Origin of the sequence: Faecalibacterium sp. OM04-11BH (genome assembly GCF_003482185.1) — a bacterium.
Lineage (GTDB): Bacteria > Bacillota > Clostridia > Oscillospirales > Ruminococcaceae > Faecalibacterium > Faecalibacterium tardum.
In genome coordinates this window covers 37,292-64,124 of sequence record NZ_QULS01000011.1, presented here as the reverse complement: position 1 = coordinate 64,124, position 26,833 = coordinate 37,292, and the positions used below count along the sequence as shown (strand labels likewise).

At 59.6% G+C, this 26,833-nt stretch carries 25 protein-coding genes and 2 tRNA genes; 8 read left to right on the top strand and 19 right to left on the bottom strand.

Annotation, left to right across the window (positions count from 1 at the left end; all coding sequences use genetic code 11):
* Positions 1-28: 28 nt before the first annotated feature.
* The gene (locus tag DXB44_RS10310) at positions 29-1,588 is read right to left on the bottom strand and encodes a PTS transporter subunit EIIC (RefSeq protein ID WP_118658664.1); all 1,560 of its coding nucleotides are present in this window, start codon (positions 1,586-1,588) and stop codon (positions 29-31) included.
* Positions 1,589-1,682: 94 nt separating this feature from the next.
* Positions 1,683-2,501 (bottom strand): PRD domain-containing protein, encoded by an 819-nt coding sequence (locus DXB44_RS10305; RefSeq protein ID WP_118658663.1) that lies wholly within the window; start codon positions 2,499-2,501, stop codon positions 1,683-1,685.
* A 348-nt stretch (positions 2,502-2,849) separates the two neighbouring features.
* Between DXB44_RS10305 and DXB44_RS14790 the strand changes: the two genes are divergently transcribed.
* Positions 2,850-3,464: a hypothetical protein gene (locus tag DXB44_RS14790; RefSeq protein WP_243111119.1), complete on the top strand. Its 615-nt coding sequence runs from the start codon at positions 2,850-2,852 to the stop codon at positions 3,462-3,464.
* Between the two features lie 64 nt (positions 3,465-3,528).
* On the opposite strand, the gene DXB44_RS10295 is transcribed toward DXB44_RS14790, so the two are convergent.
* Positions 3,529-4,653 carry a DUF362 domain-containing protein gene (locus DXB44_RS10295; RefSeq protein WP_118658662.1) on the bottom strand — a complete coding sequence of 375 codons (1,125 nt, stop codon included), beginning with the start codon at positions 4,651-4,653 and terminating at the stop codon, positions 3,529-3,531.
* A 385-nt stretch (positions 4,654-5,038) separates the two neighbouring features.
* Between DXB44_RS10295 and DXB44_RS10290 the strand changes: the two genes are divergently transcribed.
* Positions 5,039-6,316 (top strand): chloride channel protein, encoded by a 1,278-nt coding sequence (locus tag DXB44_RS10290; RefSeq protein ID WP_118658661.1) that lies wholly within the window; start codon positions 5,039-5,041, stop codon positions 6,314-6,316.
* Positions 6,317-6,383: 67 nt separating this feature from the next.
* Here the strand turns inward: DXB44_RS10290 and DXB44_RS10285 are convergent, their stop codons facing one another.
* Positions 6,384-7,217, bottom strand: a complete 834-nt coding sequence (locus tag DXB44_RS10285; protein WP_044960419.1) for an undecaprenyl-diphosphate phosphatase — start codon at positions 7,215-7,217, stop codon at positions 6,384-6,386.
* A 215-nt stretch (positions 7,218-7,432) separates the two neighbouring features.
* Here DXB44_RS10285 and DXB44_RS10280 point away from each other — a divergent pair, with 215 nt between their 5' ends.
* The 5 genes from DXB44_RS10280 to DXB44_RS10260 all read left to right on the top strand — a co-directional run bounded on the left by DXB44_RS10280 (position 7,433) and on the right by DXB44_RS10260 (position 11,078).
* Positions 7,433-7,846: a TrkA family potassium uptake protein gene (locus DXB44_RS10280; RefSeq protein ID WP_005924324.1), complete on the top strand. Its 414-nt coding sequence runs from the start codon at positions 7,433-7,435 to the stop codon at positions 7,844-7,846.
* A gap of 44 nt (positions 7,847-7,890) precedes the next feature.
* Entirely contained in the window at positions 7,891-8,559 is a 669-nt protein-coding gene (locus tag DXB44_RS10275) for a TrkA family potassium uptake protein (RefSeq protein WP_118658660.1), read from the top strand.
* The gene (locus tag DXB44_RS10270) at positions 8,556-8,987 is read left to right on the top strand and encodes a hypothetical protein (RefSeq protein ID WP_055186400.1); all 432 of its coding nucleotides are present in this window, start codon (positions 8,556-8,558) and stop codon (positions 8,985-8,987) included. Before DXB44_RS10275 ends, DXB44_RS10270 begins: the two co-directional genes overlap by 4 nt.
* On the top strand, positions 8,984-10,339 hold the full coding sequence (locus DXB44_RS10265) for a PH domain-containing protein (protein WP_118658659.1): 1,356 nt from the start codon (positions 8,984-8,986) through the stop codon (positions 10,337-10,339). The genes DXB44_RS10270 and DXB44_RS10265 overlap by 4 nt, the downstream gene beginning before the upstream one ends.
* 76 nt (positions 10,340-10,415) lie before the next feature.
* A complete protein-coding gene (locus tag DXB44_RS10260) occupies positions 10,416-11,078 on the top strand; it encodes an HAD family hydrolase (protein WP_097778932.1) in 663 nt (220 codons plus the stop codon).
* A 55-nt stretch (positions 11,079-11,133) separates the two neighbouring features.
* On the opposite strand, the gene DXB44_RS10255 is transcribed toward DXB44_RS10260, so the two are convergent.
* The 11 genes from DXB44_RS10255 to mnmE form a co-directional block, all read right to left on the bottom strand.
* Positions 11,134-11,433, bottom strand: coding sequence for a DUF2442 domain-containing protein (locus tag DXB44_RS10255; protein ID WP_118658658.1), 300 nt, complete (start codon positions 11,431-11,433; stop codon positions 11,134-11,136).
* A gap of 16 nt (positions 11,434-11,449) precedes the next feature.
* Positions 11,450-11,710 carry a DUF4160 domain-containing protein gene (locus tag DXB44_RS10250; protein WP_055186396.1) on the bottom strand — a complete coding sequence of 87 codons (261 nt, stop codon included), beginning with the start codon at positions 11,708-11,710 and terminating at the stop codon, positions 11,450-11,452.
* Positions 11,711-11,839: 129 nt separating this feature from the next.
* Positions 11,840-11,911, bottom strand: a tRNA-Glu gene (locus DXB44_RS10245).
* Positions 11,912-12,002: 91 nt separating this feature from the next.
* Positions 12,003-12,079: transfer RNA gene (locus DXB44_RS10240), tRNA-Met, on the bottom strand.
* A gap of 435 nt (positions 12,080-12,514) precedes the next feature.
* A complete protein-coding gene (gene serS / locus DXB44_RS10235) occupies positions 12,515-13,846 on the bottom strand; it encodes a serine--tRNA ligase (protein WP_118658657.1) in 1,332 nt (443 codons plus the stop codon).
* Between the two features lie 95 nt (positions 13,847-13,941).
* Positions 13,942-14,817 (bottom strand): ParB/RepB/Spo0J family partition protein, encoded by an 876-nt coding sequence (locus DXB44_RS10230; RefSeq protein ID WP_118658656.1) that lies wholly within the window; start codon positions 14,815-14,817, stop codon positions 13,942-13,944.
* Between the two features lie 22 nt (positions 14,818-14,839).
* Positions 14,840-15,673 (bottom strand): AAA family ATPase, encoded by an 834-nt coding sequence (locus tag DXB44_RS10225; RefSeq protein WP_170126605.1) that lies wholly within the window; start codon positions 15,671-15,673, stop codon positions 14,840-14,842.
* A gap of 623 nt (positions 15,674-16,296) precedes the next feature.
* Positions 16,297-17,091 carry a ParB/RepB/Spo0J family partition protein gene (locus DXB44_RS10220; protein WP_118658655.1) on the bottom strand — a complete coding sequence of 265 codons (795 nt, stop codon included), beginning with the start codon at positions 17,089-17,091 and terminating at the stop codon, positions 16,297-16,299.
* A 154-nt stretch (positions 17,092-17,245) separates the two neighbouring features.
* Entirely contained in the window at positions 17,246-17,953 is a 708-nt protein-coding gene (gene rsmG, locus DXB44_RS10215; protein WP_005924286.1) for a 16S rRNA (guanine(527)-N(7))-methyltransferase RsmG, read from the bottom strand.
* A gap of 63 nt (positions 17,954-18,016) precedes the next feature.
* A complete protein-coding gene (gene mnmG, locus DXB44_RS10210) occupies positions 18,017-19,891 on the bottom strand; it encodes a tRNA uridine-5-carboxymethylaminomethyl(34) synthesis enzyme MnmG (protein ID WP_118658654.1) in 1,875 nt (624 codons plus the stop codon).
* A gap of 499 nt (positions 19,892-20,390) precedes the next feature.
* The gene (mnmE, locus tag DXB44_RS10200) at positions 20,391-21,761 is read right to left on the bottom strand and encodes a tRNA uridine-5-carboxymethylaminomethyl(34) synthesis GTPase MnmE (RefSeq protein WP_118658653.1); all 1,371 of its coding nucleotides are present in this window, start codon (positions 21,759-21,761) and stop codon (positions 20,391-20,393) included.
* Between the two features lie 738 nt (positions 21,762-22,499).
* Here mnmE and DXB44_RS10195 point away from each other — a divergent pair.
* A complete protein-coding gene (locus DXB44_RS10195) occupies positions 22,500-23,450 on the top strand; it encodes a hypothetical protein (RefSeq protein WP_097778938.1) in 951 nt (316 codons plus the stop codon).
* A gap of 345 nt (positions 23,451-23,795) precedes the next feature.
* Here DXB44_RS10195 and jag read toward each other — a convergent pair whose 3' ends face one another.
* From jag to rnpA, 4 genes are all read right to left on the bottom strand, one after another.
* Positions 23,796-24,932 (bottom strand): RNA-binding cell elongation regulator Jag/EloR, encoded by a 1,137-nt coding sequence (gene jag, locus DXB44_RS10190; RefSeq protein WP_118658652.1) that lies wholly within the window; start codon positions 24,930-24,932, stop codon positions 23,796-23,798.
* An 18-nt stretch (positions 24,933-24,950) separates the two neighbouring features.
* Positions 24,951-26,012 (bottom strand): YidC/Oxa1 family membrane protein insertase, encoded by a 1,062-nt coding sequence (locus DXB44_RS10185; RefSeq protein WP_242852991.1) that lies wholly within the window; start codon positions 26,010-26,012, stop codon positions 24,951-24,953.
* Between the two features lie 100 nt (positions 26,013-26,112).
* Positions 26,113-26,415 (bottom strand): membrane protein insertion efficiency factor YidD, encoded by a 303-nt coding sequence (gene yidD, locus DXB44_RS10180; RefSeq protein WP_242651874.1) that lies wholly within the window; start codon positions 26,413-26,415, stop codon positions 26,113-26,115.
* Positions 26,412-26,819: a ribonuclease P protein component gene (gene rnpA, locus DXB44_RS10175; RefSeq protein ID WP_118658651.1), complete on the bottom strand. Its 408-nt coding sequence runs from the start codon at positions 26,817-26,819 to the stop codon at positions 26,412-26,414. Before rnpA ends, yidD begins: the two co-directional genes overlap by 4 nt.
* Positions 26,820-26,833 lie beyond the last annotated feature (14 nt).

Below are 26,833 nucleotides of genomic sequence, written 5' to 3'. Positions count from 1 at the left end.
GCAATCCGCCGGGACACGGAAAAGCGGTTTACTGGTTTTCCAGCTGTGCTTCCACAGCACGCTTGATATCGGCTACCTGCAGACCGTAAACGATCTGGATATCGGTACCCTTTTTCACGATGCCGCTGTTCGGCAGTTTGTTGATGGCAGCTTCGTCCAGCTTTGCGGGATCCTTGATGTTTACCCGCAGACGGGTGAAGCAGTTGTCCACCGACAGGATGTTCTCCTTGCCGCCCAGACCATCGATGACGCACTGCACCTCGGCGGAGTCCTTCACGCTTGCCTTCTTGGCGGGTGCATCGCTCTTGGCGGTCTCGGTGCTCACCTCTTCCCGGCCGGGGGTGTGCAGGTTGAAGGCCTTGATCAGCAGGGTGAACACCACAAAGTACACTGCGATCTGGCACAGCGCCAGCAGGTACAGGGTGGGATAGTTGGTCTTATCTGCACCGGCAGAAAGGTTCATCAGCACCGAGCCGAGGAGGTTGGTGGTAAAGCCGGTGACATGGAAGATGTGCAGCAGCACGATGAACAGGCCGGAGATGCAGGCGTGTGCCACCCACAGGATGGGCGCAGAGAAGCAGAACATGAAGTCCAGCGGCTCGGTGATGGAAGCCAGAGAGGCGGTAAAGGCCAGCGGCACCAGAACGGCAGCGGTCTTTTTACGGTTCTCCTTGCGGGCGCAGAAGATGAAGGCCGCCACGATGCCAAAGTAGCCGAAGGTCTTGGTGAAGCCGGTGTACATCCACACGATGCCGTCCGAGAAGGGCAGACCCATGCTGTACTCCATCATCATGACGATGTAGGAGCCGGTGTAGGTGGCATCGCCCACGGTCAGGCTGTTGCCCAGTGCAGAGAACTGGAAGGGGGTGTAGATGAGGTGGTGCAGGCCGGTGGGGATGAGGAAGCGCTCCAGGAAGCCGTACAGGAACAGGCCGAAGTTGCCGGAGGTGGCGATCAGATCGGTCAGTGCGCTGATGACGTTCTGCACCGGCGGCCAGAAGAAGCAGGAGCCAAAGCCGAACAGGATGGAAAAGACCACCATGCAGGTAAAGGACCAGCGGTTGCCGGAGTAGATCTGGGTGATGATGCCCTTGAACTGCTTTTCACAGGTGCGGTTGTACACCCAGCCGCAGACAAGACCCAGCAGGATGCCGCCGAACACGCCCATGTCCACCGTCTGGATGCCGAACACGGTGGACTGACCGGTGCCGTACAGACCCACCATCGGGTCAGCCTCGGCCAGCATGCCCAGCTGGGTCAGGGTGACGTTGCCGGCGGTCAGGTACATAAAATAGCTCATCAGGCCGATGATGGCAGCCTGCTGCTTGTTCTTTTTGGCCAGCGCCGCTGCGATGCCCACGCAGAACATCAGGCTGAGGTTGTTGATGATGACCATGATGCAGTTGTAGATCAGCTGTCCCAGCAGCTTGATGGGGGTCCACTGCAGAGCGGGGATCATCGCACTAAGGCTTGTGCTGGTAAGCAATGCGCCCAGCACAAGGATCAGGCCTGCTGCCGAGATATACGACAGCGGTGAGAGCATGGCTTTGGAGAACTTTTCCAAGCCATTCATGACTTTTTCTTTCATCGTGTAATACTCCTCACTTTTTGACTTGACGGTTTTGGGGGATGATTTCTATTCCGCAGGGCTTCCGGACGCCCTGTTGAAACATTTTATCGGATTATCGGACGATCTTGGTCAGGTGGATGAGCAGATAGACCTGCTCCTGATGATCCAGCTCGTAATCAAATTCCTGCCGCAGATAGGCATTGATGCGCTGCAAGCACACCTCGTTGCGGCTGTCGCGCTGCAAAAGCACCGTATACATGGATTCCAGCCCGGCGTCCTGCCAAGGAGTGTGCCGCAGAATGCGCGCCGCCAGAAACTTGAGGTGTACGGTCAGGCGGGTGGTCTCAAGGCTTTCTTCCTCAAAGGTGCAGTGATAGGTATCGCAGATGATCTCCTTGACCGCCTTGACGAACTTTACGGTATCGTAGGCCAGCGCGCCGTCCGCCGCACCGGCTACCAGATGCAGGGCAATGTAGCCCGCTTCGTCCTCCGGCAGCTGTACGCCGCAGAACTGCCGGACAAGTTCCAGCGCCCTTTGCCCCACCGCGTACTCCTTCGGGTACAGCATCCGGGTCTCCGAGAGCACGAGGTTGGGCAGAAAGGTGCCCTTTTCCACACGTTCCAGCGCAAAGCTGATGTGGTCCACCAGCGAGATGGTGCTTTTGCTGCTGAGCAGGATGCCCTGCTCCTCTGCCGCCAGCGAGATGCGCTCGGCGGCCTGCATCACCTGCGGGGTAACGTTATCCAGCATCTTGAGGAACTTGGTCTGCAGCTCGTTCTGCACATAGTACACCTTGGAAACGCGGCTTTTGTCAATCACGTCCCCCGGGCGGCGGCCAAACCCAAGCCCGTTGCCCACGAGAATGGCTTCCCTGCCGTCCGGCATGACCACCGACACCGCATTGTTATTGAATACCTTTACAGCCTGCATCGCCGCACTCCTCCGCTTCCATGCCGCAGCTCTTGTGAAAAAGAAAAGGGCACAAGAACCAAAGGGATGCCGTTGCCGCCTTCCCTCTGATGCTCATGCCTGATCGAACAGTTACACGCACTGATAAATTCACTTGTCTGCTTTTGATTATACGGGCCAGCGCGGAAAATGTCAATGCGTTGAACTGCCCGAAATTCAAGCTGCATTTTTGTATATCCTGCACAGGACTGCTTGAAATTCGTCCTGCGCAGAACGATTGACAACGCCGTGCGCAGAACGTATACTTAGGGTGTAGATCCCGCTTTGCTCCGGCGGCTTGCCGGGGCACCAGTTACGGAGGTTTTTCTTATGACATCGAAATATATCCGCTCCCTTGCGCTGCTGCTGTGCGCCGCTTTACTGGGCTGTCTGCTGACAGCCTGCGGCGGCTCTGCAAGCAGCCCCGCATCCAGCGCTGCGCCCGCCTCGGACAGCGCATCCGCTTCCGGCAGCAGTGAGCTGCCCTCCTCCACCACAGAGGCCAACACCGGAGAGCTGAACCCCGGCAACTTTGATGAGAACTCGGTATTCTCCATCACTGGCACAGAAAACGCCTTTGCGCCCTGTCTGGGCTGGGGGCCCGGGGTATCCGGCTGCTCCTTGAAATCGGTCATCGCGGCGGCATCGCTGCTGCACTGGGCCGAGGACGCACGGATGTCCAGCCGCTCCCCGGAGGCCATTCAGGATGCCTTTTACAGCTGGTACGACGGCCTGACCGACAACCAGCAGGAGGGCTTTGCCGAGGCATGGCCGCTAATTAAGGACGCCGCGCTGGACCTGCTCAGTGACAAGGACAGCATGACCGGCCGCATCGCGGACGCAGGGCTGGACGCTGACACCCTGCCCGGCTGCACCCTGAAAAACTGGCAGGCGCTGCAAGCTGTGCTGGACGATATCGTGCCGGAGACGAACGGCGAGGCTTAAACGCAACCTTAAACTTTAAAGCGCAATGGGGCGCTGACCGTGTGGTCAGCGCCCCATTTTGTCTTTATACCTTTTTCAGCACATACTGGCGGGTGCCCATGCCCACCTTCTCGGCCTGTTCAAGGGTGGCCTTCCACTCGATGTTGGGGTTGGAGTCCTTGAAGTTGTCGTGGTAGCAGTTCCAGCCCGGCTTTGCAAGGTTTGTGCTCAGCTGGCTGTTGGGCAGCGGGGCGGCATTCAGGCAGGCATCCACGCAGGCCTGATCCAGCGCCACCGGGTCGAAGGACGCAAAGATGCCGATATCCGGCAGGATGGGTGCATCGTTCTCGCAGTGGCAGTCGCAGTTGGGGCTGATGTCCTGCACCAGAGAAACGTGGAAGCAGGGACGGTCGTGGCAGACTGCGGCGGCGTACTCCGCCATCTTGCGGTCCAGCAGCTCGTTGGCGCAGTCGTTGGGGGAATAGATGGCGTCAAAGCTGCACGCGCCGATGCAGCGGCCGCAGCCCTTGCACTTGTCGTAGTCGATGACAGCCTTGTTTTCGGCATTGTAAGTAATGGCGTCCGAGCCGCACTCCTTGGCGCAGCGGTGGCAGCCGCGGCACAAGCCCTCCTGCACAGCGGGCTTGCCGGCAGCGTGCTGCTCCATCTTGCCCGCGCGGGAGCCGCAGCCCATGCCGATATTCTTGAGCGCACCGCCAAAGCCGGTGGACTCGTGGCCCTTGAAGTGGGTCAGGCTGATGAACACGTCCGCATCCATGATGGCGCGGCCGATCTTGGCAGTCTTGCAGTATTCGCCGTTCGGCACCGGCACTTCCACCTCATCCGTGCCGCGCAGACCGTCACCAATGATCACCTGACAGCCGGTGGTCATGGGCCAGAAGCCGTTCAGCTGGGCGCAGCTCAGATGCTCCAGCGCATTCTTGCGGCTGCCCGGGTACAGGGTGTTGCAGTCGGTCAGGAAGGGCATACCGCCCTGCTCCTTGCACAGGTCTGCCACCACCTTGGCGTAGTTGGGACGCAGAAAAGCCAGATTGCCCAGCTCGCCGAAGTGCATCTTGATGGCCACGAACCGGCCGTCCATGTCGATGTCCTTAATGCCGGCGGCAATGCACACCCGGCGCAGCTTTTCCAGCAGGCTGGTGCCCACCGGACAGCGGAAATCCGTATAGTAAACTTTGGATGGTTCCATGGTGTTTTTCCTCCCATATCCTTCCGGCGGCGTCTGCCGCGCGGTCTCTCTTTTGTTCAGGCAATACCACATGATTCCAAGTGCCGATACGGCGAGCGAGGTGCGGCAGATGCTAAGCCAAAAGCGCAGATAATACTTTGTGTATTATCGAGCATTTTGGCAACGCAGATGCCGTGCCGCAGCCGCCGGAACGGTGCTTGAGCCGTCAGGCGGGAATTGTGCGGTACTGCCTTCAGTATAGCACACCCGGGCGAGCGGTGTAAACAGAAAATGGAACCGTGCCGTTTTTCTCTGCCCATTTTGGGGTTGACACCCCTGCCCTGCGGTGTTATTTTATATCGGTTCCAAAAAACGAAACGGATGTCAATATACAGGAGTTATGTCTATGAACGATTTTGATACATTCCGGCACGAAGCCGAAGCCGCCCTGCGGGTGGCGCTGCAATGGTTCCTTCTGGCAGTCCCCATGGGTCTGCTCTGCGGATTTCTGGGCACCTTGTTCCACCTTGCTGTCGAGCACGCGACCGAGCTGCGCGCCGCGCAGCCCTGGCTGCTGTTCCTTTTGCCTGTGGCAGGTCTGCTCATCAATGCCCTTTATAAGGTAACAAAGTGCGAGGGCGTGGGCACCAACAACGTTCTCCGCGCCGTGCAGAGCGGCGAGCCGGTCAGCATTCTGCTGGTGCCCGCCATCTTTCTGGGCACGGTGCTCACCCACCTGTGCGGCGGCTCTGCCGGCCGCGAGGGCGCTGCGTTGCAGATGGGCGGCAGCATCGGCTGGAACCTTGGCACCCTGCTGCGGCTCAAGGACCACGACCGCCGCACCGCCACCATCAGCGGCATGGCTGCGTTCTTCTCTGCCCTGTTCGGCACCCCGCTGGCGGCGGCCTGCTTTGCCATGATGGTGGAGGATGTGGGCCTGACCTTCACTTCTGCCTTTGTCCCCGCCTTTACCTCTGCCCTCATCGCCTACGGCTGCTCGCTGGCCTTTGGCATCGCGCCCACCCACTTTGCCCTCACCGCGCCGGAGCTGAATGTCCGCACCGCCCTGCTGGTCATCCTGCTGGGTGTGGCCTGCGCTGCCGTTTCCCGCCTGTTCTGCTACACCCTCCACTTCATGGATCACACCGTACCAAAGCTCCTCCCGAACCCGTGGGTGCGGGTCTTTGCGGGCGGCGTGCTGGTCATCGGCTTTTCCTATCTGTTCGGCGTGGGGCGGTATAACGGCGCGGGCATGAGCGTTATCGTTGCTGCCGTGGAGCAGGGACAGGCACTGCCGTGGGATTTTCTGTGCAAGATCTTCCTCACCGCGCTGACCCTTGCCTGCGGGTTCAAGGGCGGCGAGGTGGTGCCCAGCTTTTTTGTGGGCGCTACCTTCGGCTGCGTGGTCGGCCCGCTGCTGGGTCTGCCCGCCGGGTTTGCGGCGGCGGTGGGGCTGGTGTCCATCTTCTGCGGTGCTACCAACGCCCTGATTCCCTCCATCCTGCTGGGCTTTGAGCTGTTCAGCGGCGCCGGGCTGGAGCTCATCGCGCTGGGCTGCGGCATCTGCTATATGCTCTCCGGCCACCACGGCCTGTATAGCAGCCAGACCTTTGTCACCAACAAGCTGCGCTCGGAGTATATGTCCCATAAGTGGCGCGTAAAGGTAAAAAAAGAGGAAGAGTAAGCTTTCCTATCAAAACAGGGGGCTGTTGCGCAAGCAACAGCCCCTGTTATCATTATAAGATTTTCTCTTATGCCAGCGCGGTGATGGCTGCCACAGCCAGCACGATGGCACCCAGCACGATGCGGTAGATGCCGAAGAACTTGAAGTCGTGGCGCTTGACATAGTCCATCAGGAAGCGGATAGCTGCAAGGCTGACCACAAAGGCCACAACACAGCCCACCAGCAGCACGGCGATCTCGGTGCCGGTGATGGATACGCCGGAAACCGCAAACTTGACCACCTTGAGCAGGGATGCACCCGCCATGACCGGGATGGCCAGATAGAAGGTGAACTCTGCCACGCAGGCGCGGGAGAGACCCAGCAGCAGACCGCCCACGATGGTAGCACCGGAACGGGAGGTACCGGGGATGATGGCAAGGCACTGCCACACGCCGATGAGCAAAGCGTCCCGGTAGCTGATCTGTTCCAGCTTTGTGACCCGGGGCGTGGTGCGGCGGTTTTCCACCACAAGGAAGAGCACGCCGTACAGGATCAGCATGGCGGCTACGGTGATGTAGTTATAGAAGTGCTCCTCCATCCAGTCGTCCAGCGGGCTGATGACCAGCACCGGCAGGGTGGCGGCTACCACCTTGAACCACAGGTTCCACACACTGGGCTTGGAGATGACCTTGCCCTGCCGCAGCCCGAAGGGCCACAGCTTATTCCAGAACAGCACCACCACGGCCAGAATGGCACCCAGCTGGATGACCACCCGGAACATGGACATGAACTCTTCACTGGCATTGAACTTGACGACCTGCTCCACCAAAATCATGTGCCCGGTGGAGGAGATGGGCAGCCACTCGGTAATGCCCTCCACAATACCCATCAGGATCGCTTTGATGATCTCGAAAAACGTAATAAATCCCTCCTGCAGCACCCCGCTGGGTGCGTTGTTTTTTCAAAAGCAGTTCCAGTATACCATACTATGAGCCGCTGTGCATACAGATTATAGAAATTTTCCCCCGGGCGCTGTATTTATCTGCCCCGGGAAATGTGCTATACTATAAAAATAAGAAGTCTGTCCGCTTTCTGCGCCGGGCGCAGAAAGCCTTGAGAACAACGAGGTGAACCTTCATGAACATTCTGGTGATCGGCTGCGATCAGGTAGGTGCGGCGCTGATCCGCGATCTGGAGCGCATCGGCCATGATATCTCGGTGGTGGAAAAGGACCCTGAGCAGCTCAAGCGTCTGGATGCCTTTGACGATTATACCTTTCACGGCACTGCCCTTGTGGGCGACCCTACCGACCCGGACACCCTGCGCCGGGGCGGCGTGGAGAACTGCGACGCCGTGGCGGCGGTGACCGAGGAGGACTCGGTGAACCTGATGGCGGCGCAGCTGGCAAAGAACATCTTCCGCCGGGATAAGGTCATCTGCCGGGTGTCCGACCCGCATCTGCAAATTCTGTACCACAAGGCCTACGAGCTGGAGACCATCTGCCCCACCGTGCTGACCGAGCAGGCGGTGTTCCGGGCACTTTCCAAGTAAAACAGCCTGTTTTCGATTTACAGGCCGTAGAATGAGGTAACGATATGAAAGTTTGTATTGCCGGCGGCGGTCGGGTGGGAATGTATCTTGCCCAAAGCCTGCTGTCCCACCGCCATAAGGTGACCATCATCGAGCCGCAGGAGGCGCTGTGCCGTACCCTTGCGGATACGCTGGATATCCCGGTCATCTGCGGCGACTCCTTGAGCTTTGACACCCTGCGCACCGCCGATGTGGCCAGCTGCGACGCCTTTGTGGCGGTGACCAACACCGACGAGACCAATCTGGTGGCGTGCCAGATCGCCAAGCGGGAGTTCGGTGTGAACCGTACCGTGGCACGCGCCTCCAACCCCAAAAACCGGGACATCCTGCACACGCTGGGTGTAGACACCGTGGTGTGCGGCACCGACAACCTGAGCCATATTCTGGAGCGGGAGATCGAGACCGACACCATCCGGCAGCTGCTTTCGCTGGGCGGCGGCACTGCCAGCCTGAACGAGATCCTGCTGCCGGAGGACTTTCAGTTTGCGGGCAAGGAGATCAAGGAGATCCCCATTCCCGGCGATGCCATTCTGGTCAGCATCACCCGGGATACCGAGTTCATCATCCCTCACGGCAACACGGTGCTGCTGCCGTGGGACCGGCTGCTCTGCCTGACACAGGACGACACCCTGCATCTGCTGATGGATGCGTGGGGTCTTTCCTCCCACAAATGAGCGAGCAGGAGCTGCTGCGCACCGCGCTGGTGCTGCCGCCCCGCGCCCGCCGGGTGCTCTGCGTCTGGGCAGCTGTGCCCGGGCTGGTCTGCGCGCCCTTTGCCTTCTGGCAGAGCGTGTGGGCGGGCGCAGTCTTTTGCGCTGTATGGGCGGCGCTGGTGGCGCTTGTCCGGGCGCGCTGCTGCAGCTTTGTCGCCGCCCTGACGGCAGACAGCGTCACGGTGCAGGCCGGGGTGGCTGTCCCTGTGCTGCACCGCATCCCGCGCCGGGCGGTCACCGGGGTGCAGCTGCTGCGCACCCCGCTGCTGTGGGCAGCAGGGTGCACCGTGCTCCTTGTGCGCAGCCCGGGGCTGCAATTGGTGCTGCCCGGCATCCCCGCCGCACAGGCCACCGCGCTGGCGGCGGTACTGATGGAGGGCAACGTATGAACCGGGAAAAGCACTTCCACCCGCTGGCGGCGCTGCATCTGCTGCGCAAAACCCTGCTGGTGTACCTTCTGCCGCTGGTACAGGTGCTTTTTGACCGCAACTGGGACGCCCTGCGTGCGGCGCTGCGGCAGGAACTTGTGCTGCTGGTCTTTATCAGCGCCGTGTGCTGGGCGGTGTACTATGCAAGCCGCTGGCAGGCGGATGCCGAGGGCACGGTGCACGTCAGCTGGCGGCTGGGGGTACGGCTGGACCGCGCCCTGCGCGCCGAGGGTCTGGCGGCGCTGGTGCTGGAGCAGCCCCTGCTCTACCGCCTGACCGGTGCCTGCCGGGTGGTGCTATACCCTGTGGGGCAGACCAAGACCATCACTTTGTATCTTACCCGGCAGCAGGCCGAGGAGCTTGCCGATGTGCTGCTGCCGGTGACAGACCCGCTGTGGCACGCGCCCAAGGGCGGCGAAAAGCTGGCCTTTACGGTGCTGGGTGCCAACGGCCTGTCCACTTTGATTTTATGGTGGCTGGCCATCCACCAGACCCAGAGCTACGCCCCGGACGCCCAGACCGCTGCCCTTGCGCAGCTGGGACAGCTGGCGGCGCTTGCCGCCCGCTGGCTGCCGCTGGGCGCGGCGTGGCTGCTGGTACTGGCGGGTACGCTGTTCTGCATCAGTCTGGTGCGCAGCGCTTTGCAGGCGGTACATTATACCGTCTGGCGCACCGATACCCAGCTGGGCAGCCGGGGCGGGCTTGTACGCCGGTACGAGATGCGGCTGCGGCTCTGCCAGCTGAACTACGCCGACCTGCGCCGCTCCCCCGCCACATGGGCGCTGCATTACTGCCCGGTATTCGTTTCGGCAGGGGCGTGCCGCCCGGAGCTGCCTTTGTTCGTCTGGCGGGAGGGCACTCCGCTGTTGCGGGAGCTGCTGCCGGAGATGACGCAGCTGCCCCCGGACACCCGCGCCGACACCACTGACCGCAGCTTGGTATTTTTTCTGCCGGCAGGCATCCCGCTGGCGCTCTGCCTGCTGCTGACGGCGGTATCCCGCACTACCCTGCCCGCGCTCACCCTGCCGCTGCTCATCCCCACCGGGGTGTTTGCCGCCCTGCTGGGCGCTGCCGCCGTGGGCTGGCACCGGGAGGGCGTATGGCAGCAGCAGGGACAGCTGCTGCTCTGCCGACAGCACCGGTTCCATCTGCACCAGCTGTGCGTGTTCCACCCGGACACCTGCTTTACCGCGTTGCAGTCTCCTTGGGCGGTGACGGTGCAGCGCGCTAACCTGACCCTTGTATTTCCCGGCAAAGAAAAGGTCACGGTGCGCAGCGTGCCGCTGGCGGCTCTTGATTTTCTGGAGATATAGAAGTATACTTGCGATGCCCCGCTGAACCTACGGTCGGCGGGGCATTTTTGTAACACAGAGCAACGGAGACTATTTTATGATAAAGACTGTATTATTTGATCTGGACGGCACCCTGCTGAACACCATCGACGACCTTGCCGATGCCGGCAACTGGGTGTGTGCCCAAAATGGTTGGCCCACCTTTACGGTGGCGCAGTTCAAGATGATGGTTGGCAACGGCATCCCCAAGCTGGTGGAACGGTTCTCCCCCGCTGACGCCCGCACCCCGGCGCAGCTGGCGGCGACGCTGGCGCAGTTCACCGCCCGGTACGATGCCCACAAGGAGGACAAGACCGCACCCTACCCCGGCATTCCGGCACTGCTGGACGCACTGAAGGCCGAGGGCATCCAGTGCGCGGTGTTCTCCAACAAGGCTGATGCCCTGTGCGGCGGCATCATTGCCCACTACTTTGGCACCGGCCGCTTTGACGCCGTGCGGGGCAACCGCCCGGGCGTACCCACCAAGCCCGACCCCACCGGGCTGTACGCCCTGATGGCTGAGCTGGGCGCAGACCCCGCCGCCACCCTTTTTGTGGGCGACAGCGACGTGGATATCCTCACCGGACACAACGCGCAGCTGCCCGCCATGGGCGCGCTGTGGGGCTTCCGCGGTCGTGCTGAGCTGACCGCCGCCGGTGCCGATGCGCTGGCAGAGGTGCCGGAGGATATCCTGCGGTATGTGCAGGAGCAGAATAAATAAATAAAAACACGGGAAGGTCTGCGGATCTTCCCGTGTTTTTGCGTATTTTTGCGGTTCAGGATGCCGATTCCAGCGGGTCTACCACCACAGGACAGGTCTCGTACAGCTCGATGGGGTCCAAGTCCACACAGCTGCCCGGGTCCCGGTCACCGTTCACATCCCATGCTGCGGTGTCGTTCAGGACAGTCAGGCGGTTTTTGAAAAAAGCTTCATCCTGCAAGGGCGCAAAGACCCCGCCCAGTTTAAGCAGCGGCTTTGCGTCATACAGACGCACAGAGCCATCGTTGAAATAGAGGTACACCGTAAAGTCCTCGCCCGCAACAGCCTGCAAGACCTTGGGGAACAACGTATCCATAGAGATACCTCCTTTTTTAGATCAGCGGTGCAATGTGATTAAGCGGCGCAGCAGTTCTGGCCAGTTCCCAGTTCTGCATCAGCTCATCCTTATGCAGCTCGCACCATGCAAGGATCAGCTTCAGCTGCCGCCCCGGCAATGCACCACGGATCACACAGGAATTTTGAATATCGATCAATGCCTTGAATCCGCCGTATTCGGCGTGAAAATGCGGCGGATTATGGTCACTGTAAAACATTGTGACCCGTATCCCGCAAAATAAACTGATCTCCGGCATAACACATCCCACCTTTTCAACGTAAGTATATCTTATTTTTTGAAAAAAGTCTATCCTGTATTATATAGCTAAGATTCCCGTACGGGACAAAGCAAAAACGCCCTTGCGCATTGCGCAAAGGCGTTTTTATGACCCGTACGGGAATCGAACCCATGTTACAGCCGTGAAAGGGCCGTGTCTTAACCGCTTGACCAACGGGCCTTACAAATACAGAGCTTCGCTAAAACCTCCGACTTTCATCGTCCACTACTGCGGACGACCGTCCCCCTTATCTTAGCGAAACTCTGTAACGTGGTAGCGGTAACTGGATTTGAACCGGTGACACTTCGGGTATGAACCGAATGCTCTAGCCAACTGAGCTATACCGCCACATATTTAACTTGCACTCGAACGGTGCTTTATTATTATATCCATAGATGCCCCTTTTGTCAACACATATTTTCAAAAAAATTTGCAGTTTTTTGAGATTCTCGATTTATTTACATAGGTGCGTTATAATATTGCATTTCTTGTCATTTTTGTAAGGGTTTTGCTGCAAAAAGAGACGAACCCTCTCAGTCATCGCTGCGCGATGCCAGCTCCCCCGAAGGGGGAGCTTATAGCGCTACCGCAAGCTTTGCGTTTGAGCCGGAAACTTTACCACTATGCAAAAGGCTCCCTCCCAGAGGGAGCTGGCAAAGCCGTAAGGCTTTGACTGAGGGAGTTAAGCACCCGCTTCCCACACAAAAAGCACCGCTTCCCTGTGCGGAAAGCGGTGCTTTTTTCAACCTTTTTCTGGCCGGTTGTGGAAAACCCGGTGCAGTTTTAGTTCTTCTTATTGGTGGGGACCATGACCTTCAGCCCGCCCATGTACGGCTGCAGCACTTCGGGGATGGTCACGCTGCCATCGGCCTGCAGATGGTTCTCCAGGAAGGCGATCAGCATACGCGGGGGTGCCACGCAGGTGTTGTTCAGGGTGTGTGCCAGATAGGTCTTGCCGTCCTTGCCCTTGATGCGGATGTGCAGGCGGCGTGCCTGTGCGTCACCCAGATTGGAGCAGGAGCAGACCTCGAAGTACTTCTGCTGGCGGGGACTCCAAGCCTCGATATCGCAGCTCTTGACCTTCAGGTCAGCCAGATCGCCGGAGCAGCAGTTCAGCTGGCGCACGGGGATCTCCATGCTGCGGAACAGCTCCACGGACATCTTCCACAGCTTCTCGTACCAGTCGGCGCTCTCCTCGGGGCGGCAGACCACGATCATCTCCTGCTTCTCGAACTGGTGGATGCGGTAGATGCCGCGCTCCTCGATGCCGTGTGCGCCCTTCTCCTTGCGGAAGCAGGGGCTGTAAGAGGTCAGGGTCAGGGGCATCTTGCTCTCGTCCAGCGTCTGGTCGATGAAGCGGCCGATCATGGTGTGCTCGCTGGTGCCGATCAGGTACAGGTCCTCACCCTCGATCTTGTACATCATGGCGTCCATCTCGGGGAAGGACATGACGCCCTGCACCACGTTGCCGTGCATCATGAAGGGCGGGATGACGTAGGTGAAGCCCTTGTTGATCATAAAGTCGCGGGCATAGGCCAGCACAGCCTCGTGCAGGCGTGCAATGTTGCCCAGCAGATAGTAGAAGCCGTTACCAGCCACGCGGCCTGCGGCGTCCATATCAATGCCGTCAAAGCTCTCCATGATCTCGGTGTGATACGGGATGGGGAAATCCGGCACGACAGGCTCGCCGAAGCGCTGAGCCTCCACGTTATAGGTATCGTCCGGGCCGATGGGCACGCTGGGGTCGATCATCTGGGGAATGGAGTACATGATCTCCTGAATGCGGGCGGACAGTTCCTCCTCTTCCTTCTCCAGCTCTGCCATCTTGTCGGCGTCCGCCTTGACGGCGGCGTTGTTGGCGTCGATCTGTGCCTGCAGCTCAGCCTTCTGTGCCTCGTCGGTGCACTTCTTCAGCTGACCGAACAGCGGGCCGTTGGCCTTGCTCAGCTTGTTGCGGGCGGCCTTCAGGGCCTCCACTTCCTTCAGGGCTGCACGGTACTTGGCATCCTTTTCGATGACCTCGTCCACCAGCGGCAGCTTTGCATCCTGAAACTTCTTTTTGATGTTTTCCTTAACGGCGTCCGGGTTCTCGCGGACAAATTTGATATCCAGCATGATTGACTCTCCTTAACTCTATTGGGCTTGCAGCGGTGCACTTGCGGCTTTCCGCTGCCGTTCAAAGGCGGCAGTTCCCGCCTTGGATCGCATGATTATTCGGTTTCCATCTGGTACTGTCCCAGCAGGTTTGCAAAGGCGCGCAGCTGCTCGTCGGAGTAAAAATGCACCGTCAGCTTGCCCTTGCCGCCGTGGTAGGCCACGTTCACCTCGCTGCCCAGCACCTGTTTCAGGCTCTCTTCCACCTCCACCGGCAAAGTGCCGCGGGGTGCGGGTTCGCGGGGCTCCTTGGCGGGCTTTGCCATCTTTTTGCAAAGCGCCTCGGCCTGCCGGACGTTCAGCTGGTTGTCCGCGATGATCTGCGCGGCTTCGGCCTGCAATTCCGGTGTGGGCAGGCCCAGCACCACCTTGGCGTGACCGGTATTGATAAAACCACTCTTCAGCAGTTCCAGCACTGTTTCCGGTAAGTTGAGCAGACGCAGGCTGTTTGCCAGCGCGCTGCGGCTCTTGCCCAGCTTGCGGGCGGCCTGCTCCTGTGTCAGGTCGCAGCGGGTCATCAGCTCCCGGATGCCGGCAGCTTCTTCCACCGGGTCCAGATCCTCGCGCTGTAAATTTTCCACCAGCGCCAGCTCCATGGCCTGCTCGTCGGACACATCCTTGATGACCACCGGCACCTCGGTAAGACCCGCCATGCGGGAGGCACGCCAGCGGCGCTCGCCTGCCACGATGCTGTAGCCACCCATGGGTCTCGGACGCACCGCGATGGGCTGCAACAAGCCGTGCTCGGCGATGCTGGCAGCCAGTTCGCTGAGGGTCTCCTGTTCAAAGGTCTTGCGGGGCTGGTCGGGGTCCGGCTCGATCTCGCGCAGCGGCAGCGTTTCCACCGCTGCGTGCTCTGACCCAAAGACCGGTGCTGCGTCCTCAAACAGACTGTCCAGCCCGCGTCCGAGCCCTCCTTTTCCTCTTGCCATTGTTTACCTTGTTCCCCCTGTTTTAATCTTCCAGAGCATTTTTCGCCGGCTCTGCGGCGGGTGCAGCCTTTGCGCGGGACTTCTTAGGTTCCTGCGGGCGGTTGTGCTTGACAAATTCGATGGCCAAGTCCATGTAGGCCTCGCTGCCCTTGCCCTTCGGCTCGTAGAAATTGATGGGTTGGCCGTAGCTGGGCGCTTCCGAAATGCGGATGGAGCGCGGGATGGTGGTCTTGTACACCTTGGAGCCGAAGTACTTCTGCACCTGTTCCACCACCTGCACGGTCAGGTTGTACCGCAGCGAGAACATGGTGAACACCACGCCCTCGATATCCAGATACGGGTTATACTTTTTGCGGATGGTCTTGAGGGTGCTGATGAGCTCCGACAGGCCTTCCAGCGCATAGTACTCGCACTGCACCGGGATGAGCACACTGTCGCAGGCGCTCAGGCCGTTGAGGGTGAGCAGATCCAGACTGGGCGGGCAGTCGATAAAGATGAAGTCGTAGTCCTTCTGCACCTCAGCCAGCGCCTTGCGCAGACGCCCCTCACGGCCGGGCAGGTCGATCATTTCCAGACTGGCACCGGCCAGACGGGTGTTGGAGCCGATGACGTCGGTGCGGTACTCGGTGTGCCGGATGGCCTGCGCCGCTGTTGCCCTGCCGATAAGCACCTCATAAGTGCCCGCTTCTACGCTGCGCTTTGGGATGCCATAGCCGGTAGTGGTGTTGCCCTGCGGGTCAAGATCTACGATAAGCACCTTTTTGCCCAGCGCCGCTACGCAGGACGAAAGATTGACAGCGGTGGTGGTTTTGCCCACTCCGCCCTTCTGGTTTGCGATCGCTACAATTTTTGCCACGCGCTTTTCTTCCTCCCGGGGAAAGATTTGTTCCACGTGGAACACGCAGTCGTGCCCGCCGGTTTCCCCGTCCGACAGACACCTTGGCTTCTAGTATAACACATCCAAATTGTTTTTTGAACCATCTGGAGCGTTTTTCGGCTGGATTTTTAACTTTTGGGGGTGGGAAAGTGGAAATCTGCATAGGTCTAGGCTATAAATAAACGATTTGGAATGGCTTCCGCTTCGCTCTAGCCATGTTCAGCGGAAAAATTATTTTTAATTTCGCGTTTGTCGCGCTCTGCGGAGCGCTCCAAACGCTATTTTCACGGGAGGGGTCGTAACGGGAAACGGCAGCTGCTGCGCTTGCTCCCCCGGGGGGAGCTGTCGCGCAGCGACTGAGGGGTTTCAAATCGGCGGAGCCGGAAAAAACGGTTAAAAGATCTTCACGCCGAACAGGCGTGAATCTTCAGTTTTTTCCGGTGTAGCCCACCCCTTTGGGGTTACAAGGGGCGAGCAGCCCCTTTTTCGTGGCTCCAGCGCGTCGAAATCGCTGGGGGTTTTCTGGTTCTCTTTTGCCACCAAAAGAGAACATCCCTCGGCTACCACCTCCTACCCCGCAGCGCTGTTCCACATGGAACAATTCACTTCTCCACAGCGGCGGTGGGGATGCGCACGGTGTACTCGATGTAGCCGTCCTTCTCTTCCCGGTGGGCAGTGGCGGGCACGCCGTTGTCGGTCATCAGCCGGATGGCGTGGTCGATGGTGTTGACAAAGATGCGCACGTCCCGCACCATGGAGATGCGGTGCCCAGCCTTGGGCGGGCTGTTCAGCAGCTGCTCGATGTAGCTGTCAGTCTGGCGGGCGTTCAGGCGGCGCTTGGCGATGGTGATGAGCGCCTCGCTGCGGCGGTTCTCCGGCAGACGCAGCACCGCGCGGGCGTGGCGTTCGGTGAGGTTGTTGTCCAGCACAAACTGCCGCTGGTCTGCGGTCAGCTGCAAAAGCCGCAGCTTGTTGGCAAAGGTGGGCTGCGCCATGCCTAAACGCTTGGCGGCTTCGGCTTGGGTGCAGTCCCACAGCACCATCACATCCCGCAGCCCCTGCGCCTGTTCAAAGGGGTTCAGGTCGGCACGCTGGATGTTTTCCAGCAAACCCAGTGCGGCGGTGCGGTCGTCGGCGTAGCTGCACAGGATGGCGGGGATGGTGGTCATCTTTGCCAGCTGACAGGCGCGCAGCCGCCGCTCCCCTGCCACCAGCTCGTAGCCCTCTGCCGCCTTGCGCACCGTGACCGGCTGGAGCAGACCGTTCTCCCGGATGCTCTGCGCCAGCGCCGTCAGCTCCTGCTCGTCAAAGCTTTTGCGCGCCTGAAAGGGCGACGGGTGGATCTGGTCGATGGGCAGAGAGAGTAATTTCCCGGACGGTTTCTTGCGTTCAAACATGATGCTGCCCCTTTCCTGTGAAATAAACCTTCGGTTTTTCCACATTTCTCCGGGAAATCGTGGAAAACCTGTTCAGCTTCAGTGTAGCACACAAAGAAAGACCCCGCCAGAAATTTCGTTCGGCAGGGTCTTACAGGTTGCGTCAAATCATGCGTTATTTCAGCGGGCTTTTTGCAATTTTACCGCCGTTTCTGGGGTATGCTGTCGGAGTTTGCGAAATCTTTTTGCACAAAATCAGCGTGCGGGTGTCGCCGCCGGGCAGGTGCAGGGTGCGGGTCTCGCGGTACTCGCCGCCCAGCTTTTTGATGGCACCCCGGGCGGCGGTCAGCTCCTCTTCCCCGGATGCACCCTTCATGGCAAGGAAGTTGCCGCCCACCTTCACCAGCGGCAGGCAGTATTCTGCCAGCATGGGCAGGGCTGCCACGGCGCGGGCAGAGGCAAGGTCGAACTGCTCCCGCCACACCTTGCGGGCAGCTTCCTCGGCGCGCTCCTTGGCAAACTCCACCCCGGTCAGACCCAGCTGGGCACAGGCGTACTTCAAAAACTCCACCCGCTTGCCGGTGGGCTCCATGAGGGTCAGTTCCAATTCCGGCTTGAAGATCTTGGTCACAATGCCCGGAAAGCCTGCCCCGGCACCTACGTCCACCATGCGCCCGGCAACCTCCGGCTGGCTGGCAAACAGCAGGCTGTCGAGGAAATGCTTATCCTCGATGCCCTCCGGGTCGGTGATGGCGGTCAGGTTGACCTTCTGGTTGTAGTCTACAAGGATCTGGGCAAAGGCATCCAACTGATCCAGCTGGGTGCCGGTGAGGGCAATGTTCCATGTGGAACACTTTTCCTCCAACCGCTGTTTGTCGATCATAGTGTTTTCCTTTCTGTCGGGTGGTTGGGGTAGCACAATCGTTTATTCTATCGCAACTTCGTATTATTTTTGTTGTTTCCCTGCCAGTGCGATGCTCAGCTGCGCCACATCGGAGGGCGAAACGCCGGGGATGCGCCCTGCCTGCCCCAGATTGCGGGGACGGATGCGAGCAAGCTTTTCCCGGGCTTCCAGCGTCAGGCCGGTCAGGGCGGCATACTCGAAATTCTCCGGGATGAGGGTCTTTTCGTGGCGTGCCACCTCCCGGATCATCCGGTCCTGTCGGGCGATGTAGCCGGCGTACTTGATCTCCGTTTCCAGCCGCTCCGCCAGCATGGGGGTGATCTCCTCGCCCCAGCCGATGATGCCCGCCACCAGCGGGTAGCTGATCTCGGGACGGCGCAGCAGCTCCTCGGCAATGCCGCCCTCGGCGGCGGGGGCAAGACCGGCGGCTTCCATGGCGGCGCGCAGGTCTGCGGTGCGCAGATGCGTCTCGTGCAGGCGGCGGCGCTCGGCTTCCAAAATGTTCTGGGTGTGCTGGTACTTTGCCCAGCGGTCATCCTGCACAAGGCCGTATTCCCTGCCGATGGGGGTCAGGCGCTGGTCGGCGTTGTCCTGCCGCAGGGTCAGCCGGTACTCGCTGCGGCTGGTCATCATGCGGTAAGGATCCATGACGCCCTTGGTCACAAGGTCGTCCACCAGCGTACCCAGATAGCTGGTGTGCCGGGGCAGCACCAGCTGCTCCTTGCCCAGCGCGTTGCGGGCGGCGTTCAGACCCGCCAGCAGACCCTGCGCGGCGGCTTCCTCGTAGCCGGAGGTGCCGTTGAACTGCCCTGCTCCGTACAGACCCCGCACCACCTTGCTTTCCAGCGTGGCTTCCAGACTGGTGGGGTCTACGCAGTCGTACTCGATGGCGTAGGCGGGGCGCATGATCTCCAGATGCTCAAAGCCTTTGATGCTGTGGTAAAAGGCGTTCTGCACGTCCTCCGGCAGGCTGCTGGACGCGCCCTGCAAATACATCTCCTCGGTGTTCTCACCGCAGGGCTCCACGAAGAGCGGGTGACGATCCTTGCCGGAGAAGCGCACCACCTTATCCTCAATGGAGGGGCAGTAGCGCGGGCCGACACCCTCGATCATGCCGCCGTACAGCGGGCTGCGCTGGATATTGTCCAGAATGATCTTGTGGGTCTCCGGGTTCGTGTAGGCGATCCAGCATTCCACCTTGTTGTGCATGGGTGCATCGGTCAGGAAGCTGAAGGGCTGCAATTCGCTGTCCGGGTCGCCGGGCTGGCATTCCAGCTTGGAAAAATCAATGCTGCGGCGGTGCACCCGGGCAGGGGTGCCGGTCTTGAACCGGCGCAGCGGCAGACCGGCAGCTTTCAGGCTGTCGGTCAGGGCGTTGGCGGCGTGCATCCCGTCCGGGCCGGAAGCATACCACGCATCGCCCACGAAAATTTTGCCGCCGAGGTTCGTGCCGGTGGCAAGCACCACGCACTTGGCGGTGTATTCGCCGTGCAGCTGGGTGACAACGCCCTTCACATGACCGTTTTCCACTTCCAGCGCCACCACCTCAGCCTGATGGATGGCAAGCCCCGGGGTCTGTTCCAGCGCGTGCTTCATGTATTCGTTGTAGCGGCGGCGGTCGGTCTGCACCCGCAGTGCGTGCACGGCGGGGCCTTTGCCCTTGTTCAGCATCCGGCTTTGCAGGTAGGTGGCGTCTGCCGCCAGACCCATCACGCCGCCCAGCGCGTCCACCTCCCGCACCAGCGTGCCCTTGGCAGTGCCGCCAATGCTGGGGTTGCAGGGCATATTGCCGATGGCGTCCAGACTCATGGTAAAGACGGCCGTTTTTGCGCCCAGCACAGCAGCTGCGTGGGCGGCTTCGATGCCCGCATGGCCTGCGCCAATGACGATGACATCATAATCTCCTAAGTGGTTCATATACTTTCGGGTTTCCTCTAATCAATGATTTGAAATGCAAATTTTACCTTGGGCTGAACTCCCTCAGTCAAAACCTGACGGTTTTGCCAGCTCCCTCGGGGAGGGAGCCTTTGGCATGGCGGGAAAGTTTGCGACTAAACCGCAAAGCTTGCGGGCGGGCGTGCCTGCTCCCCCGGGGGGAGCTGTCGCGCAGCGACTGAGGGGCTACAAATCGGCGGAGCCGGAAAAAACGGTTAAAAGATCTTCACGCCGAACAGGCGTGAATCTTCAGTTTTTTCCGGTGTAGCCCACTTCTTTGGGATCGTCAAGGGCGTGCAGCCCTTGACCCGTTGCGGGGTGGGTGGAGTCCAGAGGTAGGGAGGGGGGAGTCGGAACACCCCTCCCTGCCTCTGGCCCAGCGGAGCGTCCCTGCACGCTTGCGGCAAGCAGAAACTTTCCCCGCAGCGCGCAATACGCTTTTCCGGTTCTCTTTTGGTGTCAAAAGAGAACATTTCCGTCCTTATTTCCCCACACAAAACCGCTCGAACACCTGTTCGATGACGGCTTCCGAGGCGTTTTCGCCGGTCAGGTCGCAGAGAGCATCCAGTGCGTCGTCCACGCAGACCGAAACGGCGTCCAGTCCAAAGCCGCCGGCGGCGGCATCCAGTGCACCGGCTACGGCGTCCCGGGCGCGGAGGGCAGCGGAAAGCTGCCGCTGCCCGGACAGGCTGGCGGCGTGGGGGTCGATGCTGCCGGTACCCAGCAGCCGCGCCACCGCAGCGGCGATGACCTTGCGGCTCCCCTCTTCCCGGCAGCAGACCGGCAGCACCATGGCAAAATAGGGGGCGATGAGCTCTGCATCAAACTGGGTGGGCTTGTCCTCCTTGTTCACAAGGGCGATGGCGGGGCGGCCGGCGCAGCGCTGCGCCAGCGCCAAGTCCTCCCGGCTGGGCGGCTCGGAGCCGTCAAAGACAGCCAAAATCAACCCGGCTTCTTCCAACTTTTTCCAGCTGCGGCGGATACCCTCGGCCTCGATGGCGTCCTCGGTCTCCCGCAGACCGGCAGTGTCGAAGAGGTTCAGCCGGATATCCCCCAGCTGCACCGCCTGCTCCACCACATCGCGGGTGGTGCCCGCCACCGGGGTGACGATGGCACGGTCGAACCCAGCCAGCAGATTGAGCAAGGTAGACTTGCCCGCGTTGGGGCGTCCCACGATGGCGCAGTCCACGCCCTCGCGCAGCACCGCACCGGCATCGTAGCTGCGGATAAGGCCGTCCAGTTCCTCCCGCACCGCGCCCAGCACGGTGCGCAGGTGGGCGGGGTCCAGCTCCGGCACATCCTCCTCCGGGAAGTCCACCCAAGCGGCAAGATGCGCCTGCAGAGCGGTCAGCTGGGCTTTCTGGGCGTTGATCTTTTTCGCCAGCGCACCGCCCAGCGCGGCGTTTGCCAGCGCTGCCCCCTGCCGCCCGTCTGCCGAGATCAGGTCCATGACCGCTTCCGCCTGCGTCAGACCCAGCTTGCCGTTCAAAAAGGCACGGCGGGTGTACTCGCCGGGGGCGGCAGGCTGTGCACCCGCCGCAAGGCAGGCTTCCACCAGCCGCCGCGCCACCGCATTTCCGCCATGACAGGAAAGCTCCACCACGTCCTCGCCGGTATAGCTGTGGGGCGCACGGAAAAACAGGGCGACGCCCTCATCAAAGGCTTCTTCCCTATCCACAAAATGCCCGAACAGTGCGGTGTAGCCCTTGGCCTGTTCAACTTTTTTTGCGGCGTTGGCCGGGCGGAACACCCGGGCCGCCACCTGATAGCTCTCCGCACCGGAGAGCCGCACCACGGCAATGCCGCCTGCCCCGGGGGGCGTTGCGATAGCGGCAATGGTCGTTCCCTGCATACTGCATCCTTTCCGCGCACACGTCTTGCGGGTGCGCTTCTCGTGCGCCCGGTACGGCAGACCCGCCGCAGCGCACACTTTCTGATTTTACAGCTTATTTTACCACGTTTTTGCGCAAAAAGATACACCCGCCGCGCGGTTTTTCCACATCTTCCAAAATGTTTGTGGAAAAAGAGATCGAAAATGGCGGGTACTTTCTCTTTGTACTTAATACTTTAGTGCTAAACTTTACGGCTTGAACCCTCTCCGTCATCGCCTACGGCGATGCCACCTCCCCCGAAAGGGGGAGGTTTTGCTCTACTTACCGCCAGATGGCGAAAAGCTCCCCCTTCGGGGGAGCTGCTAAGCGCAGCGAAGCGGAGAGGGTTTACCCCGCGAGAAACTCCCCCAGTCATCTCGCTTTGCTCGATGCCAGATTCCCCTTTTTGTCGCTGCGCGACATCTTCCCCCGCTCCGGGGGAAGTCATCTTCGGAGATGGGGCCTTTGGCATGGCGGCGAAGTTTTTGGCTAAAGTGCAAAACGTCCGGGCGCGCCAGAGGCTCCCTCCCAGAGGGAGCTGGCAAAACCGTCAGGTTTTGACTGAGGGAGTCAAGGGGCTGTTGCAAAAAGCAGCGTCCATATTTTTAACGGTAACATGCGATAATCTTTAAGAAATTTCACAAAAAACAAATTGAAAATTAGTTTAAACAGCGGTATACTGATGACAAGAAAGGCTTTCCATAGAAGGAGGAATCGACATGAAAAGAAAACTTTCTGCTGCACTGCTTACAATAGTACTGCTGTGTATGTGCTTCTGTGGCAGTGCATTTGCGGCTAAAAAACCGAGTATTGAAATTATAACAATGCAGGTCAACTGGGAAGATAATTATGTATGCGACCCGACAATTTATAGCCGCAATAATACGAACAAAACAATGAAATATGTTGATTTCTATGCAACTGCATACAATCGCGTCGGAGACCCTATTCCGGGCGTGGCGACAAAAAAATTAACAGTAGTTGGGCCAATAGAACCTTTTCGAGTGGCGAGAAATAATGGGGCACAGTTGTATATGGATCAGAATTTCTCAGATGATAGTCCGTTTAAATACTATACAGAGTCGGACTATGCCGTATCAATTGGAGAAGATGACGTTTTGACGAGGGTTTATTGTGATTCGTATGGGAATTTCTTTGTTATGCCAGATACAAACAACATTGACAGTTGTACATATCTGTCCGAAGATGAGGTTCAAAATGCAACATGTGACGGCGGATGCAGATTTGATAACGTAATGTGGACAAGCAATATTATCGACCACATTAATGTGGATTATGCGGTAGTTACTTATATGGATGGAAGTAGAGAAACTGTAAGAAATGCCGATAATGGCGCTCATCGGGGAATACGGTTGCAGAACCCGCCGTTTGTACAGCAGTTGGCACAGTACCAAGCAGTTTACAATTACAAGGATTATCTGAAACTGAACCCTGACCTTGCAGAGGTATTTGGGACAAATCAGAAAGCACTTTTTGAGCATTTTGTTACAAATGGCATGAAAGAGGGGCGGCAGGGAAATTATCAGTTCAACCTGGCTGCCTATAAGACAAATAACCCGGATCTTGTAGCAGCGTTTGGCAATAGTAATGTGAAATACTACGAACATTATATTTCTAACGGAAAGGCAGAAGGCAGAATTGCAAGCTAAGGCAATACCGCACAATGGCAATATAACCACAGAAGTGATATAATACAGATATGAACAAATAAATGAGTCTGTCGGCGCTGAGCGATGAGTTGTCGCAGGTGCTGACAAAGAAACGCGAATTTCTAGCAGAGATAGACCGCATCGTACCGTGCTGAGCGCAGCGAAGCTGAGAGGGTTCAGCCCGCTGAAAACCTGTGCAGACTTTTCCCGCAGCGCTGCGCTTTCGCAGAAAGCGGCGCTGCAAATGCCGTTTTACTCCACGACCCCCTCCTGTGAAACCAAAAAAGCGCCCCGCATTTCCACCGGAAATGCGGGGCGCTTCATGGTTCTGTTTCGGGTTACAGCTTACAGCTCGATCTTGCCGAAGCTGAAATCTGCAAAGTCGTCCACGCGCTCGGTGCGCTTGGGTGCTACGGGTGCTGCGCTCTCGGCGTCGCGGGGGGCGTAGGTGCGCTCCGGTACGCTGGACGGACGCGGACCGCGGGGTGCACCGCTGCGGCTGCCGCGGTAGCCGCCATTGCTGCGGCGCTCGCCGCGATAACCGCCGTTGCGATTGCCGCCGGGACGACGGCCATTCCGGCTGCCGCCACGGCCACGGCGCTCGCCGTAGGTGTTCTCGGTCTGGGCATCGGGTGCGGTGGAGTAGATGACCACGCGGCGGTCACGGCCCTCGCCCTTGCTCTCGCTGCGCACACCCTCCATCTTGCTGATGGCAGAGTGGATGATGCGGCGCTCGTAGGGATTCATGGGCTCCATGGCAAAGCTGCGGCCGGTCTTGCGCACCTTGGCACCAATGCGCTGTGCCAGTGCGGTCAAATCGCTCTCGCGCTTGTCGCGGTAGCCGGCAACGTCCAGACCCAGCTTGATGTAATCGCCCTCCAGACGGTTTGCCACAAGGCTTGCCAGATAGGACAGGCTCTCCATGGTCTCGCCACGGCGGCCGATGAGGGCACCCAGCTTTTCACCGTCCAGACGGATGATGGTGGCTTCGCCCTTCTGCACGGCGCTGAAGGTCACGTTCTCCACGCCCATCAGGGTGATGACCTCCCGCAGATAGTCCACAGCGGCCTTCACCTTGGCGTTCTCCTCGATGACGATGGGCACTTCCACCTCTTCTGCCTCCTCGGCAGCTTCGGCGGGCTGCTGGGCAGCGGGGGTCTGCTCTGCGGCGGGAGCGGCAGGCTCCTCCGCAACAGCGGGAACTTTCTCTGCCACAGGAGCAGTCTCCTGCACGGGGGCGGCAGTCTCAACAGGCTGCTCTGCCACCGGCTTTGCGGGTGCAGCGGCGGGGGCATCCGGCAGTTCCACGCGCACGCGCACCTTGGCGGGGGTGGTCTTTAAGCCCAGAAAACCGGTCTTTTGGGGCATTTCCAGCACTTCATAGCTGACATTCAGATCGTCGGCCTGCACGCCCAGCAGGGCGCAGGCTTTGGCGCGGGCTTCGTCCACCGTCTTGCCGGCGGATTCCTGTGTACGGATCATAACCGTTTACCTCCCTTGTTACTGTTTATCCTGCTTGTCAAGCTCGCTCAGCGGCACGGTGCGCTCGTCCTTGTAGCGCTCGGCGTCCAGCTGACGGGCATACTCCAGCCGGCGCTTGTTCATCTCGCTGGCGGAAAGGTTCTTTTCCACGCTCTTGCCGGTCTTGGGGTCGGTCACCGTGATGGTGGTGTTCTTCACACCGCGCTTTTCCTGCTTGCGCTTGGCGGCGATCTCCGCTTCCACTTCCTTGCGCATCTTCTCGGGGTCGTAGAACTTGCGCATGACCTGGGTCTGTGCGGTCATGACGATGTTGGAAATGACGTAGTACAGAGAGAATGCCAGCGGGTAGGTAAAGCAGAAGAACAGGTACATCAGCGGCATCATATACATGGTCAGCTTCATGCTGCCCTGCATCTGCTGGCCGGAGGCCTTCATACTGATGTGGGTGGACAGGAACATGGTGATGACCGACAGCAGCGGCAGCACGAGATCCAGAGAAAGCCCCAGCTTCGGGATGCGGGTCAGGTCGATGCCAAAGAAGTTCATGTGCTGGCTGAACTCGGTGATGGTAGCGATCTGCTGTGCGGTAAAGCAGCCCAGCACGCCGCTGTTGCCGGCAACCACCTCGGCGATGATGTTGGTATCGCGGGTGATGGCGGTAAAGGAGATACCGGCGGCGGTCATCGCCTCGCCTGCGCTGGCAAGTGCAGCGGCGCTGATGTGGAAAATGCGCTCCAGCGGGTTATACACCACGCCGATAACGCCGAACATGACAAGGAAATTCAGCAGCATGGGCATGCAGCCGGCCGTGGGCTTATAGCCAAAGTCCTGCTGCAGCTTCATCAGCTCTTCCTGCTGCTTTTCAGGCTTATTCTTGTACTTGGTCTGGATCTCTGCGATCATGGGCTGGAAAGCAGACATTTTCGCCATGCTCTTCTGCTGGCTGGTCTGCAGGGGGATCTTGACGATGTTGATGAGCAGGGTGAAGAGGATGATGTCCCAGCCGTAGTTCGGCAGCAGCTTGTAGATCCACTCCATGACATAGCCGAGAGGACCGCTCAGGATGTAAAAGAAGTTCATACCTTTGTCCATTCTGCCCCGGCTGTGGCCCGGGACGCATTATTTTTTTTATCGTAGGACACGCCGCCCACAGTGCAACGCGTCACAAGAAGCAAAAACTTTATCCCCTATGCCGCTTTTCAAACAGCTTTGCTGGCTGTAAATTGCGGGCAGGGCTTTGCCAGCGGCCGGGCGGCGGCACGGGGTCGTAGCCCCACTTGCCCAGCGGATTGCACCGGGCAATGCGCCATGCGCCCAGCAGGATGCCTTTTATACAGCCGTGGGTCAGGATGGCCTGCATGGTGTAGTTGCTGCAGCTGGGCGAAAACCGGCAGCTGCGGCCGATCCATGGGCTGAGGGTGTACTGGTAGATGCGGATGGGCACGCACAGCGCCCTGCGGCAGAGCATTTGCAGCCGGTTCACGCGCGGGACTCCGGCTTTTGTTTGCGGGCAGGGGGTACGGTGGCGGGCGGCTTTGCGTCCGGGCGCTTTGCCTTATCCGGCAGACCGGCCTGTGCAAACAGCTTTGCCACAATGCTGCTCAGCTGCCAGCTTTTCAGTTTGGGGGTCATGCCCCGGGCCACGAAGATCAGATCGTAGCCGCCGATATTGTGATCCAGATGCTCGTCAATCGCAGCTTTCATCACGCGGCGGGCGCGGTTGCGCTGCACGGCGTGACCGATCTTTTTAGTGGCGGTCAGGCCCACCCGGGTGTTGCGGCCCCGGGTCTTGAGCACATACAGCACCAGTGCCGGGTTCACATAGGACTTGCCGCGGGCGTACACACGGCCAAACTCGCTGTTGCGGCGGATCGGACGATAACGCATAACATCGGCACCTC